Source organism: Mesorhizobium sp. LCM 4576 (assembly GCF_001854815.1).
Classification (GTDB): domain Bacteria; phylum Pseudomonadota; class Alphaproteobacteria; order Rhizobiales; family Rhizobiaceae; genus Mesorhizobium; species Mesorhizobium plurifarium.
The window spans coordinates 1-15,479 of the sequence record NZ_MDDT01000070.1 but is presented as its reverse complement, the minus strand read 5'-3'; the positions used below and the strand labels follow the sequence as shown (position 1 = coordinate 15,479).

Below are 15,479 nucleotides of genomic sequence, written 5' to 3'. Positions count from 1 at the left end.
TGATCAGCGAATGACGAGTCAGTCACATCACCGAGGACCAATTGAGCAGTACAATCAAATTTCTCGACATGCTCCAAAGCCCGCTGGCCACGGTCGCGGTCGCGGCCGACCAGGACTAGAGTGGCTTCCTCTTTGGCAAAAGCTTCGGAAATCGCTTCCCCGATTCCGGAGGTTGCGCCCGTGATGATCACAACTTTCTTGGATTGAGTCATATGACAATAGCCCACGGAAATGATCGAACCTGGCGGAGATGTCGCCCCCAGATTTGGTGATCTACGGCTCGAACGCCTTCCTTCGCAAGGGTCCAAAAAGTCATGGGCCTAACAAGCTAAAGTCATGACTGAAGGCAGCCGCCGAACGTCTCCTTACGCTAAGTCATTACCCCTGGTTATCCCGGCCGGCAGTAAAACTCATTTGAATGGCGAGCAGCCGCTGCCTATAGCTCGCTGTCGAGGCGATCTGTGGGCCGCATGTCCTGCTGGAGGTGCTTCCGTGAAGTTCCGCGCCCACAGTAATGATCAATCCGTGCGCAGCAAACGAAGGGATACGTTATGCCGGTTATTCACATCGAGACGTTCAAGGCCGATGACGACAAAAAAGCGGAAATTGCGGCCGAGATTACCAAGCTGTTCTGCGAAAAGTCGAATCTCAAACCGGAACAGGTCCATGTCGTTTTCGATGAATACGCTCCGAACAATTGGGCGACGGGCGGCAAACTTTGGTCGCGGATGTAAGACGCAGAGCTCGAGCTAAACGAGGAAGCCATGAGCGATTTCAAACTGGCCTCGGCAGATCCCGAGGGATTCCTGCTTCGAGACAACTGGAGCGATCTTCGACAGTTTCGGCAAATGCCTGAAATCGACTTTCAAAGGCTTGATAGGTACCGCAAAGAACGAGTCAGAGCCGCCATGCGAGCCGCGGACGTTGCCGTGTGCGTTCTGGTGAGCCCGATCTCCCTGCGTTACGCGGTCGACTACAATGTTTATCCTCTTTTCCAATCTCATATCCCCGTCACCTACCTCTTCATGCCGGTGGACGGGCCGATCGTTTTGCATGCCGGACTTGGAACTGAAAGCTCTGCCGACGCATTCCGGCCCGGACGTCCGGTCTCATTTTTTGAAGGCGGCGGCGAGCTGACGGAAAATGCCCGACTGTTCGCAGACGATATCGTCCAGTTCCTGAACGAAATCGGATCTACCAGCCGAAGGGTAGCAATAGAATATGTCAATCCAAGCATTACGTTGGCGCTGCTGCAGCGCGGTATCGAGGTCATCGATGCCGTCGACATTGCCGAAGGTGCGCGCGTTATCAAATCGGCTGATGAGATCGAGTGTATTCGGTGGGCATGTGCGGTTGCAGAACACGGCATTGCCCGCATGCAGGCGAGCATGGCGCCGGGCGTTACCGAGGTGCAACTCTGGGGAATTCTCAATTATACCAACCTCTCAAATTTGGGAGGCTGGCATGAGGGACGGATGCTCGCTTCCGGACCGCGTATTAACCCATGGCTTCAGGAGGCAACACAGCGAGCCATCGAGCCTGGCGATCTGGTGGGCTTCGATACAGATATGGTCGGCCCGTTCGGCTACTTCTGCGATATTTCCCGGACGTTCTACTATGGCAAAGAGCGCCCTACCGCCCGGCAGCGCCAACTTTACCGGTACGCATATGATGAGTTGCACACCAATATGCAGCTGGTACGCCCCGGCGTCACGATGAAGGAACTGCAGACGCTAGCTTGGCCGGTGYCGGAAGAATTTCATCAGCAAGCCTACCCGAGCCTGATGCACGGGGTTGGAATGTGCGACGAGTATCCGCAGGTCAAACCAATATTCAGAGGTCCTGTCGCCTTCGACGCCACCCTCGAAGCTGGCATGGTCGTCTGCGTAGAGTCCTATATCGGCGCTGTCGGCGAGCGCGACGGGGTGAAGCTCGAGGAACAAGTCTTGGTCACTCCCAATGGTTATGAGCTGCTCTCCAGCTATCCCTTCGAAAGTCGCCTCCTGGACTAGGCCTCGCGCAATCTCTCCGGACCATCAAATGGCTGGTCAAGCCCTTCACAAATCCCGCATCCTGATAGCAGAGGATGACTACCGACTGTCTCTGAGAATAAGTGTCGCCCTCAACGACATAGGAGCGAATTGCATCTATCCGGCTGATACAATTGAGGACGCGCTTGACCATGTGATGTCCTCGTCGAGGATAGATGCGGCCGTGATCAGCGTCAGTCTGCAGGGGGAAACAACATTTGCGGCAGCCGAGCACCTGGTTAGGCGCAAGATTCCGTTTGTCTTTCTGACGCACCTGGAGACGTACGCGATCCCCCAGGAGTTCGACGGCGTCGAGCGCTTCGAAAAGCCAATCGACATCGATCGTCTTGTTGTTCGTATCGCTTCGCTATTAACCGCAGGGGAATAGGTTCCCTGTCAGAGATTTAGTGGTTGGTGTCCGCACCGAGGGCTGTCTGTATCGTGCGCGGCCGAAGGTCTCGCCCGAGCAAGCACGCCAGTTCTCCGCGCTGATCGCTCTTAGCCTTACTCTGTTAGAGGCTCCGCTGCCGGCAAGTGCCAGCCGTTTCGGGAAAGTCGGTCGAAGGGTCCAGACCATGTGTTAATCGAGCATCCGTGCTGACCTGGGTAGCCGCTCTGCCGGCCCCGCAGACGAGCCGGGTCGCGTGGATGCACTCTCACTAGCGGATTTTTTGCGACGCTTCTCACCGGCCCAGCCTTCCGGGGCGACTCACCTGATAACATTTAATCGTGCGGCACATGACTTTTTATACCGTTGTCGTGTGAGCAACCGGCCGCTAGCGTTCTAACGCTATCAAACTGCGAGGTTCGTCGGACGTTGGAGGCGTCGCGTCCGACAGCAGTCAAAAATGGAACTCGTAGAAATAAGAACCAATTGAACAGGGAGGAGAACTATGCGCGTACTCACAAACAGGATGTCCTTTGGCGCGATTATACTAGCGTGCACCATTGGCGCCGCGGAATCAGCTGACAAGCTTCCAGGAGCCGGCATTTCAGTGCAGCCCGCTGATCAGAACTACGCTGACGAATGGTTTGAGAGAGACTTGGTCAGCCTGGGACTGGAGGACCTTGGGTATAACGTCAAGCAATCTGCTTCCATGCAGTTCCAAGCGGCCATACTTGCTGTCGGAACGGGGGACGCAACTTTTTACGCTACGTATGACGACCCGCTGCATAAATCGGTCTGGGAGAAGGCGGGCGGACCGGCCAAGCTCGAGCCAGTCGGGACGATAGCCGAAAACTTCCTCCAGGGCTACCTGATCGATAAGAAGACCGCCGACGCCTACCACATCAAGACAATCAACCAATTTAAGGACCCTAAGATCGCAAAACTGTTCGACAACGACGGTGACGGCAAGGCAGAACTGTATGGATGCCAAACCGGATGGGGATGCGAGAGAGTTATAGAGCATCAACTCGACGCATATGGTCTCCGAGATACCGTTCAGCACCTTCAGGGTAGCTACGAAGCGATCATAGCCGACGCCGTCGAGCGAATTAAAGCCGGTACGCCGACGCTATACTATTCTTGGAGTCCGATGTGGCTGACGACTGTGCTTACCCCTGGCAAGAACGTTGTTTGGCTGACAGTGGATCATACGGACCTGCCCAAAGAACTTGAGGGCGCGCAAACGGTCGTCCCAGGACTCGGCAACCTAGGTTTCACGTTTTTCTCTGAACGCGTGCTCGCAAATAAGGAGTTTTTGGATAAAAATCCGGCGGCGCGAAAGTGGTTCGAATTGCTGAAAATCCCGCAAAACGACATCAGCGCAAACAGCTTACAGATACACGAAGGGCACGGAAGCGCGGAAGACATTCTCAAGCGGGCGGAAGATTGGCGGAACAATCACCGCGCTCAATGGGACGCCTGGATTGCCGAAGCGAAGGCAGCCGCAAATTAACGCCTTACAGCCCGGCACGTCCGGGCTGCTACTTTGAATGAATGTCGCAAGGAAGGYGAGTTCCTCGTATCGCAAAGATGGCAGACCGGCTTGAACCAACTTCGGTGAGGGAAGAGATTCGGGCGCTCATCCAGGCTTTTATAGTGTGCCTCATCTTCCTCCTTGCGGTGCTTACATTGAAATTTGGAATCGCCTTGTAAGCCTTCGGCTAAACGCCTGCTGCATCGCTAAGTCGTTACGCCTCGAGCCGGATTGGGTCGCCAGGGCGGAGCCTCAGCGTCCGCTAGCGATTTCCGGAAGCGGCCMTCTGCAGAAAAGGAAGACACCGTGTCCGACTGCGCCATCAAGAGCATCGATGTTTTCAAGGTAGATCTTCGTTATGAGGGCGGAATTTATCGTTTGTCCGGTGGGCGAGAGTACAGCGTCTTCGATGCCACGATCGTCCGCGTCACGACGAAGGATGGCCTTGAGGGTTGGGGAGAAAGCACACCTTGGGGCTCCAATTATGTCGCGTCCCATGCGTTAGGCGTCCGATCAGGTATTGCTGAGATGGCACCACAGTTGATTGGTCTAGACCCCCGACGAGTGGACYGGACGTATGACGCCATGGATGCAGCGCTGTTGGGGCACGAGCATGCCAAGACCGCAATTGACGTCGCCTGCTGGGACATCTTTGGTAAATCGGTGGGTCTGCCCGTGTGCGAATTATTGGGGGGACGCACCAACGTCAAGATGCCAGTTATTTCGTCGATCCATATGGATGATCCGGAACAGATGCGCCGGAGCGTCGCTGAGCATCGTGCCATGGGGTATCGAGGGCATTCAGTCAAGATTGGCGGGGAGCCCGCTGAGGACACTGCAAGAATTGCGGCTGCGCTGGCAGATCAGAAGCCGGGAGAGTTCTTTATCGTTGACGCAAACGGGGGACTGACTGTCGAGACCGCTTTGCGTATGCTTCGGCTTCTCCCGCATGGCCTCGACTTTGTTCTTGAGACGCCGTGCGCAACGTGGCGGGAATGCGTTTCCCTGCGCAGAAGGACCAATATCCCTATCTTCTTTGACGAACTGGCAACCAATGATGCTTCAATTGCTCAGCTGATAGCTGATGATGCGACGGACGGAATAGGCCTGAAGATTTCCAAGAATGGCGGGCTTACGAAGGGCCGTCGCCACCGCGATATCTGTATTGCGGCCGGCTACACGATGAGCGTCCAAGAGACCGCGGGCTCCGATATTGCCTTCGCCGCCATCGTACATATGGGCCAGACTGTACCGGAGAGATACCTTCGCTGCGTGCTTGAAAGTCGCGGCGTTTTGTCGGGCAAAACTGCTGACGGACCGTACGACGTCGTTGACGGACGCATTGTCGCACCAGACCTACCCGGCCTTGGCATCACGCCTCGCCTCGACTTCTTAGGCGATCCAGTTGCGAGTTACTCCTAGGCAAACATGTCGTTTCCAAGTCCTAGGGGTCCTTGCACAAAGAGGGTTGGTGCTTCACCCGAAACCGTTCGATTTCTCGAACTCTCACGGCAACGATTTTGGTTAGCATTGTTGGYCATCGCAGGATGCCATAGAACGATAAACCACAGTCAGTTGCGGTGTCATAGGAATGCGATCCAAAGCGCTGTACCAGAACATACAGAGGTTACTGCCGACTTTCGAGGCAGCCGCCCGCCGGGGTAGCTTTACTTTGGCGGGCGAGGAAGTGGGTCTATCGCAAAGCTCGGTTAGCAAACAGATTGGTCAACTCGAAGGCAGGCTTGGGCAGCCGCTCTTCGCTAGGACGCATAAGAAAATTGCGCTGACGCCGGCTGGCGACCGGCTTTTAAGGGCCTACTCCGTGGCGTCCTCTCAAATCATCGATGCCCTTGAGGATCTGATCCAGGAGCGATCCCGACAGCAAATCGTCCTTTCGACATCATCGGCCAACGCGACCTTCATGTTACTGCCACGGGTCGCCGAGGTCAGGGAATGTTTTGGCGGAGCGGAGATCTTTGTCGTCACCGCGGACCCACAGGGAATAGAACCTACCGGGCAGGTGGATTTGCTTTTCACCTTCGGTGAGCCCGATTTTCCAGGCCTTACGATCCGACCACTATTTCAAGACATCATGACGCCGGTGTGCTCTCCGGAATTTCTGGAGATGCATGGTCCCATTCTCGAAGTTCTTGACCTGGGAAATTGTGAACTCCTCTACATGCAGGCCCAACATCCGTCTTGGGTTGGYTGGCGGCAGTGGTTGCGCGAGTTCTCCTTAGAGCCGCCTAGGAACCAGCGCACAATGGGATTCAATAACTACTACAACGTCATCCAGGCCTGCCTCGCAGGCCAGGGGGTGGCTTTGGGCTACCTCCGAGTGCTTGGCGACCTGCTTGATTCCGGACGTCTCGTAACCCCGCTCACCGAATACCTGGAGACAGAAGATAGATATCACATCGCCTGGCCTTCAGGACGACCCCCGAGCTTTCCAATCGAGCCATTTGAGCAATGGCTGACCCGCCGGTACGGCGGCCCAATCGATAGTTTTTTCCCTCGCTCCTCGGACAAGCAGCATTCATTGCTAGGCTGAAGGCAGGCAAAATTCCTGTACCAGCTGGCCCGGTTGTCGGCGCATTGGCTCGCGGCTCGGCAGTGTTGCATTCGCACAGGGAATGCAATGCTCGCCTAACTTTCATTTGATTTCCGGCTGTCTCGGCAACATTTTTTAGGCGTGACGTCGTCAGCCTCCCCGCACCTCCAAGAAAGATGCCAATGCGTAACATATTCACTTTTGGTCATCGGCCGGCACGCCGTAACTGGACCGTTGCCGATTTGCGCGCCAACAAGGGAAAAGTGCAGCTAACCGAAGTGACGGTCTCAAGCCGCGAACAGGCTGAGCGAGCATTCGCCGCTGGGATCGACACGTTAATGACGCGATCGCAATACCTGAAAGAAGTGAGGGAAGGCGCGCCGACCTCGTTCGTCACAGCAGCGCTTATGCTTGTGGATCATCCGACCGAAAAAGATGTCCTTGAAGGCGCGATGCGTGCAATGGATGAGGGTGCCGACGCATTGTATACGAGTCGCAGTCTCGCCACCATAAGAATGCTCGCCGATCTTGACTTCCCAGTCATGGGACATGTCGGGCTCATCCCGCCATACAGCACCTGGATAGGCGGGTTGCGGGCTTATGGAACCACCGCCTCTGAGGCCATGAAGCTTGTTGAGCGATTCCGCGCAATGGAGGCCGCAGGCGCTTTCGCGGTGGAGGTTGAACTGGTACCTCAAGAAGTGCTTGAAGCCATAAACAAGCAAACCAGCCTGGTCACATTCTCAATCGGATCGGGCTCTGGCGGAGACGTCACCTTTCTATTCTCGGAAGACATTTGCGGCGAGACCAAGAACCCACCTCGCCACGCGTTCGCCTATGGCAACGTCTTGCAGTTGCAGGAGCAGATGCAGCGCGAGCGAATTCAAGCACTGACCGCCTTCCACTCGGCTGTGCGTGATGGGTCGTTTCCCTACCGCGAAGTTACAATTTCAATGAAACCCCACGAGTTGGAAGCGTTCCAGACGCAGCTTAGGGAAGCAGCGCCATTGGGCGTGCAAGCGTAGGATGACGCAAATGACAACGGATACCACAAAATCGGAAGTCACCCTTCCGACTAAGCAAACCTGGAACTACATGCCGAATCTGCCGCTTGAGGACCGCTCCATCTTCAACTTCAGGCGCGGGCCATTTGAGGGGCTCAAGCTAATCTGGAACTCGTGGCTGCCGATTTCAGACCGGCTAATCGTCGTCGGCGTGTCTTTCCTGACCTGGTACTACCTCTCGCCCACGCTCGAGACCGCGCGGACATTGAGCTTGGACTGGATTGCAGCAATCTATCTGCGCAATCTTGCCATGATCGTCCTTCTTGCCGGTGGAATGCACCTGTACCTGTACACCTTCAACATGCAGGGTGATCGTCTGCGATATGACGCCCGGCCTTTTCATAAAAATAATGCGCTGTTCACCTTCAACAGCCAGTTCCTCGACAACGTGTTCTGGTCAGTGGCGAGCGGGGTTACGATCTGGACCGCTTACGAAGTTATAGGTCTCTGGTGCTATGCCAACGGCTATTTGCCGATGCTGACCTTTGCATCGCATCCCGTTTGGTTTATTCTTTGGTTTGTTTTCCTCCCGCTTTATGGAGTTTTCCATTTCTATTGGATTCATCGCTTTCTGCATTGGGGTCCGCTCTACAACCACTTTCACTCGGTGCATCATCGTAACGTCAACGTGGGACCGTGGTCGGGCATGTCCATGCATCCCATAGAACACCTGWTCTATTTGACCTCGGTTGCGATCCACTTTCTCATTGCGTCGCACCCGATCCACTTTCTCTTCCATCTACAATCGAAGGTACTGTTGGCGGTCAGCTCGCATRCTGGATATGAATCTGTAACCGCGGGAGAAAACAGCGACGTBGGTTTAAAGGTTGGCGACTTTTTCCACCAACTCCACCATCGATATTTCGAGTGCAACTACGGCGAGCCCGAAGTGCCTTGCGATAAATGGTTTGGCACTTTCCATGACGGGTCTGAACAAGCAACCGCATGCACCCGGATACGTACAAAGGAGATGCGGAAGAAGTAAGATACCCGCTGCAGCCAGATTGGCTTTTTGAGCGGGGTCTTCAACTGGTTTTCGCCACCTAGAGAGACTATCATGGTCAACATCACCTACGTTGAATTTGACGGGCGCGAACATACTGTCAGTGTCCCCAAGGGAGCAACGCTTATGGAGGGAGCTCGAGATAACGGCATCCCTGGCATCGAAGCAGATTGCGGAGGCGCATGTTCGTGCGCAACCTGTCACGCCTACATCGACCCCTCATGGGTGCAAAAGCTCCCGGCAAAACAGCCGATGGAGGCAGATATGCTGGATTTCGCTTACGAACCTGACCCTTTGCGGTCGCGCCTCACCTGCCAAGTGAAGGTCAGCGAGACTTTGGACGGCTTGGTACTGCACATGCCGGAAAGGCAAGCTTGAGTTGGCACTAACGTAGCGATCGTTGGCTTTAGGGGACCGCGCATGGGAGGTATCGTAATCATAGGCGCAGGCCAAGCAGGCGCTTCGGTAGCAGCGAAGGCTCGTGCGGTAGGTTTCTCAGGAGAAATTACATTGATGGGCGAGGAGCCTGTCGCACCATACCAGCGCCCTCCGTTATCAAAAGGGTRCCTGCTCGGTGAAACCAAGCTTGAGAGACTTCTTTTGCGGGCTCCCKGGTTTTGGAAGGAAAACGCAATTGACCTTAGGCTCGGTGTGCCGGTATCGGCGATAGACCGGTCGGCACAAACGGTCACCGCGGACAGTGAAACTGTGCYATATGACCATCTGGTTCTGGCGACTGGCTCCAGGCCACGGAGACTTCCTGCCGAAATTGGCGGCGAGTTTGACGGCGTTTACACGATGCGGACTCTCTCCGACGCGGACGCTATGGCAAAGGAATTTCAATCYGGGCGGAAATTGCTCATCGTCGGAGGCGGCTATATCGGCCTAGAGGCAGCGGCCCTCGGCGCCAAGCTAGGTCTCACAGTCACACTGATCGAAACGGCACCACGAATCCTTCAAAGAGTTGCGGCCCCCGCGACCTCTGCCTTCTTCCGCGAGTTGCACGGTCAGCAAGGGGTCGCTATCAGAGAAAACATTGGTGTTCGCGCTCTTGTTGGTAACAAGCATGTTTCGGGCGCGCGTCTAACCGATGGCAGTGTACTCAAAACTGATTTCGTCATCGTGGGTATCGGCATTGAGCCCAGAACCCAGCTAGCTTTCGATGCGGGCCTCGACCTTTATAATGGAGTCCTTACGGATGCGTTYGGCCGAACCTCAGATCCGAATATTTGGGCGGCAGGAGAATGCGCTTCTTTTTCCCACGGTGGAAGTCATATAAGGCTTGAGAGCGTCGGTCATGCGATTGACCATGGAGAGTTGGTCGCAGAGAACATTGCCGGTGCCGAAATTCAATACAAACCGCGACCCTGGTTTTGGTCAGRTCAATACGATGTCAAGCTTCAGATAGCGGGCTTGAATGTCGGTTATGATCGTGTCGTGGTCCGTCCCGGAGCAGATCGCTCGCAGTCTGTGTGGTACTATCGTGGCTCTCAGCTATTGGCACTGGATGCGATGAACGATCCGCGATCCTACATGGTGGGGAAGCGCATCATTGAAGCGGGCCAGACAATTTTACCAGAGCACGTCGGYGACACGTCCATTGATGTAAAGTCATTCCTTGCGCTTGCCAGGACCGTGACGGACGCATTCGCGGCATGATCACACAAAGACGGCAACCGACGGTCCGGGCGCGATAGACACACCGAGGTACGCACGCGCTTAATGCGGGTTATGACGAACAAATGCTCATTTGAAATACGGGAGCCTTGCCCGGTTATATCGTCTTCCCCCCGCCATGGTGGGGCCTGGGTTGCGCGCCTACGAGAACCGCTTCCACCGTTGGAGATGACCTGTGTCACATACCGTCTTGATGTCGCTCAATCAAGGCAGTGCGCAGCCATCGGTTCCGCGTCGAAAGGGCTTTTGGACTWTCATCGGTCTGCTCGCAGTGCCGCTATGGGCGTCTTGGCCCCTCATGGCCGTCATTTCGAGTGATAGCCTCCCCACCTTTCAAATGTCAGCGATCAACTACGCTGTCGCGGCCTGCACGACGTTTGCCCTGTCGAGACATCGCGTATCCAAGGCGCGAATGATTGGTCAACGTCTAGTGTCCATCCTGATGGTAGCCTTAGGGCTCTTGATCGGCAACGTCCTCTTCCTTTACTCGCTGAAGTTCATTGCGCCCGCCCAATCGAACATCATCGTCTATCTCTGGCCGGTCATCATCGTCGTACTTGCGACGGCATTGCGCCTAATCTACTTTTCTCCGAGGTATATGCTGTCAGTCGCCCTAGCTCTGGCTGGCGCCGTGCTGGTCATCGGACCTGACCTTGCGCCCGGCTCCTGGAAGGGGCTGACATTGGCCTTCGGAAGTGGGTGCGCCTGGTCCGTCTCCTGCGTCTATCGAATATGGCAAGGCCCTGATGCACCTGACGCGGTTATTGCAGGGCTGACTATTTCATCTGTCGCCGCGGCGATTGTGCACTTCCTGTTTGAAACCACCTCGTTTCCTACGCCCCTAGGACTTTTCGGCGCGGTTTTCACCGGCATTTTCCCGCTGGCCCTGGGGAACCTGTGCTGGGACTACGGTTTGCGCAGGGAGGACAAAGTTGTTCTCGCGGTGTCCGCGTATGCCACTCCCTTGGTAAGCACTTTGATCTTGGCCGCTTTCGGCTTCGCTCAACTCAACGCGGGAATCCTTCTCGGAGCAATGTTGATCGTAGGGGGAGGCCTTGTTTCGTCTCACCAAATGAAGAGCTTCTAATGCGAGACGCGCCGTCATTCTGTCCCGCCAGATCCATGCGCTCGCGGCGCACCGCGGCAGGAAGGTTGAACCTAGGATGCGAATAGACAAAGGCAGCGGCTGGTCTCATCCGAGATCGGAGTTTCGGCACACCAACAACCGCTGTCAAAGCTGCGGGCGCCCTGATGGCAAAACGATCGCGCATCTTGCGGACGACCGGTGGTGGGACGTTGAAGCAATGATTTGGCGGTCAGACAAAGGGAAAGCTTTGCCAGACCTCCCTCCACTCCTGAGATGCCAGGGAACAATTCATTACACCAAGGTGACTGTCGCGTCCTTGGACGATGAGGCCAAAGTGCGCAGATTTTGCCAACGCTGTCTGGAATGCAAAAGGAAACCCACCGGCCACAGCCGATGGGGAGACTCAAAACGATCTTCAGGCAACTACACCGGTAGCGCCTGTGCTATCTGCAGGTAGAGCAGHACCCCGAGAACTCCGGCCAAGAGAAAAATCAGGCCGGTCAGAACTTCGGACTAGGTGCGCGGCAGCCCCACGGCCTGGATCCTTTCAGCTGTTCGACAATCTGCGTCAATGCCAGTAACAACCCGCGACCGTCAAAATGATCCGCATGGATGTGGAGCCCAGCCAACGCAAACGCGTCCAGAGTTGAACGACGGCGAACCCAGCTTCGAAATGGTCCTCGTCCAGGTCGAGGAATTTGTCGAGCCGCTCGCGCCGGAGAGGATCCAGCCGACCAGCCCAGATAAGGGCCTCGCGCTGTTTGCAGTCGAGGCGATCGAGTCGCCCGTGAACTATTGGCAAGGCATTGATCTGGCTCGCTGATTGAGGAAAATTAGTAAGCGGTGCATCAAGGCACCTTGCAATAGGCCGATGAACATGGAGCTTTCGCGCCATGACATTGGAGCATGCAAAGGGCGATGTGGTCGCCGGGATCAGCGGCGCCGCGGCGGCTGAAGATCGTGCAACGATGCCCGGCCGCGCGCGGCAACGGAGGCTGTGGAGTTGCGCGGAGAAACGCGCGTTGGTCGACCTGGCGAGCGCGGCGGGGTCGTCGGTGACCGAGGTCGCTCAAGCGTTCGGCGTGGCTCCGTCACAGCTCTATGCGTGGCGCAAGCAGATGGCCGGYGACCAGCCCGATGCCGACGAGGCGGTGGCCACCTTCGCGCGGATCGAGGTGAGCGATCTGCCCGAGGTCGAAAGCCCCGTCGCCGATTGCCCGGRCCCGGCCGGCAGGATCGTCGTGGCCTTTCCGAACGGTGCGCGATTGCGGATCGACGGAACCGTCGATCCGACAGCGCTGCGCATCGTCCTGGCGGAGTTGGCCAAGTGATCACGGTGGTGCCGACCGACCGGATTTATCTGTGCTGCGGCGCCACCGATATGCGCCGCGGGATCAACAGCCTGGCGCGGATGGTGCAACAGGTGCTTGCGCTCAATCCGCACACCGGCGCGATCTTCTGCTTCCGTGGCCGCAAGGGTCATATCATCAAGATTCTGGCGCATGACGACCAGGGGGTTCTGCCTATTCACGAAGCGGCTTTCCGAAGGCTGTTTTGCCTGGCCCRCCACCAAGGATCAGGTCGCCGTGTCGCTCACCAAGGCGGAGCTTTCGCTGCTTCTGGAAGGGATCGACTGGCGCCGGCCGAGYAAGACGTATCGACCGCGTCTGGCTGGCTGATTTTGCTCGTTTCTCTTTGATTTTGTGTCGATTCTGCTTTCGTGAAGGAGGTGTTTCGGGTATGTAATTTGGGTGTCGGAACAAGCTCCCTCAACCGCTGATTTCCTCGCCCGGATCGCCTCTCTGGAGGCGGCCGTTGCTGCCCGTGACACCACCATCGCCGAACGCGATGAGCAGCTGCGCAGAGAGCGCGCCGAGGCCGCACTTCGCATTCAGCGCCTGCAGCTGCGGATCGATCGGCTCAACCGCAAGGCCTTCGGCCGCTCGTCCGAGAAGCTGGGTCAGATGCTGCTCGAACTCGAAGATCTCGAGACCGATGTYGCCGCCAGTGGGCCCGCCATCGAGCTGCCCATCGTCGCCGACGCCGACAAGGTCCGGGTGCTGCCGGTGCGCAAGCTCAACCCGAACCTGCCGCGCAAGCGGATCGTTCGCGAGCCGTCCTGCGCATGCTGCCCGGGCTGCGGCGGCGACCTGCGCGCCATGGGCGAAGATAGCGACGAGATGCTCGACCTGGTCGCCCAGGCCTGGCAGGTGATCGAGACCGTTCGACCCAAGTACAGCTGCCGGACCTGCGATAAAATCATTCAGGCCCCGGCACCTGCCAAGGCCATTGCACGCGGCAAGCTCAGCTATGCCGCGCTCGCCCATATCATGATGGCGAAGTGGGGTTATCATCTGCCGTACTACCGTCAGGCACAGATGATGGCCGCCAAGGGCGTCGATATCGAGCGATCGACGCTTGCGCGCAGCGCCGGCTACGCCGCCGCCTTACTCGATCCGTATCTACAACCGCATCCGTGAGATCGGCCGTACCCGCACCAAGATCCACACCGACGACACGCGGTTTCCGATCCTGGCGCCCGGCACTGGCAAGACGCACAAGGGCGCGCTCTGGGTTTACGTCGCCGACGACCGCAATTCGGGTTCGCAGGAGCCGCCGATCGCCTGGTATCGTGCCACCATGGGCCGCGCCGGCGAGAGCGTGATGAGCGAGCTCGCCGGATTTGCCGGYACGCTGCAGGCCGATGGGTTCACCGGCTACAACCAGATCTACAGGGGYGGCGCCATTCGAGAAGCTGCCTRCCTGGCCCATCTGCGTCGCAAGATATTCGACGTTCACGACAGCCAGCCGACCGAGCTCAGCAGGACGGCGATGGCCGGTATCCAGGCGATCTACCGGATCGAGGAAGAGATACGGGGGCTTCCGCCGGCCCAGCGATTGGCCGCCCGACGAAGGCGGACCCGACCACTGGTCCGCGCGCTGCGACGACAGCTCATGCGCCAGGCCAAGGGTTTGTCGCGCCATGCCGATATCGCCAAGGCCTTCGCCTATGGCACCAAGCGATGGCGCGCGTTCAATCGCTTCCTCTACGATGGCCAGCTCGAGCCCGACAACCTGATCGCGGAGCGCGCCATTCGTGGATTTACCGTCGGCCGGCGCAATTGGCTTTTCTCGGGCAGCTTCGCCGCGGCCGAGCGGTCAGCGGTCGTGCTCAGCATCATAGAGACCTGCAAGCTCTGCGGCGTCGATGCCGAAGCCTACATGGTCGATGTCATCGAGCGCATCCAGAACGACTGGCCAGCCTCGCGCTGGGACGAGCTGATGCCATGGAACTGGGTGCGCCGCCACGAGATGCCGCTCCCCTTGGCGGCATGAGCGCGATCGATGACATGGCGCTGTCGGACGAGGCGCGCGAGGCCTGGATGGCCGCCAAGACCAACCCCCGCCCACTGGTGCGGACCATGTCGGCGCTGCATGGCTTCGTAACGGCATCGGTCACCGGGCCGCGGTTCGCGGACCCGCAAGACTGGATGTGCCCACTCATGGGATTGCCGCGCGACGTCCTGGCCAAAGGCTCTGCAACCGATCACGCCGTGTTTGCCAGCCTCGCCAGGATCCACAACCGGATCAACGAGACGCTGTTCGACAGGCCACAGGATTATTCACCCCGCTTCACCACCAAGCCCAGCGGCGGCATCGACCCGCGGCCGTGGTGCCAAGGGTTCTACGCGGCCATCAATCTCAACATCAAACGCTGGAAACGGCTCCTCGACCTCAACAACCCCAACCACGGTCTGCTGCTGCCGATCCTGATCTACTGCGTCGACAAGAAGGGGCGGCCCGTCCTCGGCAAACCCAGGCCGGGACCCGAGACCGCGCACTTCATCGAGCACGAGGCATACAAAGACATCGCCCTCGTCATCCCCGCCCTTCGCGAACTCCACTATGTCACCCGTTATGATAACCCGCAGTAATCGCCGCCGGCGCGCCGACTAACGCCTGACCGCCATACACGCATCAGGCGCCCTCGGGAAAGGTGCCTTGGTGCACCGCTTACGAAAATTATGGATTAGGCATTGCAGGATTTGCAGTGTTTGGCCGCTGTTTTCTTGCAATTCGATTTGCCGATTCGTACGCCTCCGGCGAGGGCCGCCTTGCGCGAGCATGGCATGATAGCGAGGCTG

General features: G+C 57.4%; 18 protein-coding genes and 1 pseudogene. 18 read left to right on the top strand and 1 reads right to left on the bottom strand.

Annotated features, from left to right (window positions below):
• Positions 1–212, bottom strand: a 212-nt coding sequence (locus LCM4576_RS31380; protein ID WP_116398055.1) for an SDR family NAD(P)-dependent oxidoreductase, incomplete at its 3' end; no start/stop codon positions are given.
• A 339-nt stretch (positions 213–551) separates the two neighbouring features.
• Here LCM4576_RS31380 and LCM4576_RS31375 point away from each other — a divergent pair.
• The 18 genes and pseudogenes from LCM4576_RS31375 (at position 552) to LCM4576_RS31305 (ending at position 15,269) form a co-directional block, all read left to right on the top strand.
• Positions 552–734 carry a 4-oxalocrotonate tautomerase family protein gene (locus LCM4576_RS31375; protein ID WP_071036068.1) on the top strand — a complete coding sequence of 61 codons (183 nt, stop codon included), beginning with the start codon at positions 552–554 and terminating at the stop codon, positions 732–734.
• A gap of 30 nt (positions 735–764) precedes the next feature.
• Positions 765–2,012 (top strand): Xaa-Pro peptidase family protein, encoded by a 1,248-nt coding sequence (locus tag LCM4576_RS31370; protein ID WP_071036247.1) that lies wholly within the window; start codon positions 765–767, stop codon positions 2,010–2,012.
• Between the two features lie 28 nt (positions 2,013–2,040).
• A complete protein-coding gene (locus LCM4576_RS31365; RefSeq protein WP_071036070.1) occupies positions 2,041–2,418 on the top strand; it encodes a response regulator in 378 nt (125 codons plus the stop codon).
• 505 nt (positions 2,419–2,923) lie between these two features.
• Positions 2,924–3,931: a glycine betaine/L-proline ABC transporter substrate-binding protein ProX gene (gene proX / locus LCM4576_RS31360; RefSeq protein WP_071036071.1), complete on the top strand. Its 1,008-nt coding sequence runs from the start codon at positions 2,924–2,926 to the stop codon at positions 3,929–3,931.
• A 327-nt stretch (positions 3,932–4,258) separates the two neighbouring features.
• Positions 4,259–5,374: a mandelate racemase/muconate lactonizing enzyme family protein gene (locus LCM4576_RS31355; RefSeq protein ID WP_071036246.1), complete on the top strand. Its 1,116-nt coding sequence runs from the start codon at positions 4,259–4,261 to the stop codon at positions 5,372–5,374.
• A 169-nt stretch (positions 5,375–5,543) separates the two neighbouring features.
• Positions 5,544–6,503 (top strand): LysR substrate-binding domain-containing protein, encoded by a 960-nt coding sequence (locus tag LCM4576_RS31350; RefSeq protein ID WP_071036073.1) that lies wholly within the window; start codon positions 5,544–5,546, stop codon positions 6,501–6,503.
• 182 nt (positions 6,504–6,685) lie between these two features.
• On the top strand, positions 6,686–7,528 hold the full coding sequence (locus LCM4576_RS31345) for a 3-methyl-2-oxobutanoate hydroxymethyltransferase (protein WP_071036074.1): 843 nt from the start codon (positions 6,686–6,688) through the stop codon (positions 7,526–7,528).
• 10 nt (positions 7,529–7,538) lie between these two features.
• Positions 7,539–8,552 carry a sterol desaturase family protein gene (locus tag LCM4576_RS31340; protein ID WP_071036248.1) on the top strand — a complete coding sequence of 338 codons (1,014 nt, stop codon included), beginning with the start codon at positions 7,539–7,541 and terminating at the stop codon, positions 8,550–8,552.
• A 72-nt stretch (positions 8,553–8,624) separates the two neighbouring features.
• Complete coding sequence (locus tag LCM4576_RS31335) at positions 8,625–8,948, top strand: 2Fe-2S iron-sulfur cluster-binding protein (RefSeq protein WP_071036245.1); 324 nt, start codon at positions 8,625–8,627, stop codon at positions 8,946–8,948.
• Positions 8,949–8,990: 42 nt separating this feature from the next.
• A complete protein-coding gene (locus LCM4576_RS31330; RefSeq protein ID WP_071036244.1) occupies positions 8,991–10,229 on the top strand; it encodes an NAD(P)/FAD-dependent oxidoreductase in 1,239 nt (412 codons plus the stop codon).
• 211 nt (positions 10,230–10,440) lie between these two features.
• The gene (locus tag LCM4576_RS31325; protein ID WP_083361590.1) at positions 10,441–11,334 is read left to right on the top strand and encodes a DMT family transporter; all 894 of its coding nucleotides are present in this window, start codon (positions 10,441–10,443) and stop codon (positions 11,332–11,334) included.
• A 646-nt stretch (positions 11,335–11,980) separates the two neighbouring features.
• Positions 11,981–12,157, top strand: a complete 177-nt coding sequence (locus LCM4576_RS36675) for a hypothetical protein (protein WP_157901251.1) — start codon at positions 11,981–11,983, stop codon at positions 12,155–12,157.
• Between the two features lie 70 nt (positions 12,158–12,227).
• Positions 12,228–12,665, top strand: coding sequence for an IS66-like element accessory protein TnpA (tnpA, locus tag LCM4576_RS31320; RefSeq protein ID WP_071036242.1), 438 nt, complete (start codon positions 12,228–12,230; stop codon positions 12,663–12,665).
• Positions 12,666–12,715: 50 nt separating this feature from the next.
• Positions 12,716–12,796, top strand: a pseudogene (locus LCM4576_RS37870) (hypothetical protein); the annotation flags it as partial.
• Positions 12,797–12,836: 40 nt separating this feature from the next.
• On the top strand, positions 12,837–13,013 hold the full coding sequence (gene tnpB, locus LCM4576_RS37865; protein ID WP_407067414.1) for an IS66 family insertion sequence element accessory protein TnpB: 177 nt from the start codon (positions 12,837–12,839) through the stop codon (positions 13,011–13,013).
• A 72-nt stretch (positions 13,014–13,085) separates the two neighbouring features.
• Positions 13,086–13,814 carry an IS66 family transposase zinc-finger binding domain-containing protein gene (locus LCM4576_RS37455; protein ID WP_244510968.1) on the top strand — a complete coding sequence of 243 codons (729 nt, stop codon included), beginning with the start codon at positions 13,086–13,088 and terminating at the stop codon, positions 13,812–13,814.
• A complete protein-coding gene (gene tnpC / locus LCM4576_RS37450) occupies positions 13,753–14,670 on the top strand; it encodes an IS66 family transposase (RefSeq protein WP_244510967.1) in 918 nt (305 codons plus the stop codon). The genes LCM4576_RS37455 and tnpC overlap by 62 nt, the downstream gene beginning before the upstream one ends.
• On the top strand, positions 14,622–15,269 hold the full coding sequence (locus tag LCM4576_RS31305; RefSeq protein ID WP_244510966.1) for a UPF0149 family protein: 648 nt from the start codon (positions 14,622–14,624) through the stop codon (positions 15,267–15,269). Before tnpC ends, LCM4576_RS31305 begins: the two co-directional genes overlap by 49 nt.
• Positions 15,270–15,479 lie beyond the last annotated feature (210 nt).

Coding starts and splice junctions, on each gene's coding strand:
- LCM4576_RS31375 (WP_071036068.1), top strand. CDS start 552: ATGCCGGTTATTCACATCGAGACGTTCAAGGCCGATGACGACAAAAAA.
- LCM4576_RS31365 (WP_071036070.1), top strand. CDS start 2,041: ATGGCTGGTCAAGCCCTTCACAAATCCCGCATCCTGATAGCAGAGGAT.
- proX (WP_071036071.1), top strand. CDS start 2,924: ATGCGCGTACTCACAAACAGGATGTCCTTTGGCGCGATTATACTAGCG.
- LCM4576_RS31345 (WP_071036074.1), top strand. CDS start 6,686: ATGCGTAACATATTCACTTTTGGTCATCGGCCGGCACGCCGTAACTGG.
- LCM4576_RS31335 (WP_071036245.1), top strand. CDS start 8,625: ATGGTCAACATCACCTACGTTGAATTTGACGGGCGCGAACATACTGTC.
- LCM4576_RS31305 (WP_244510966.1), top strand. CDS start 14,622: ATGGAACTGGGTGCGCCGCCACGAGATGCCGCTCCCCTTGGCGGCATG.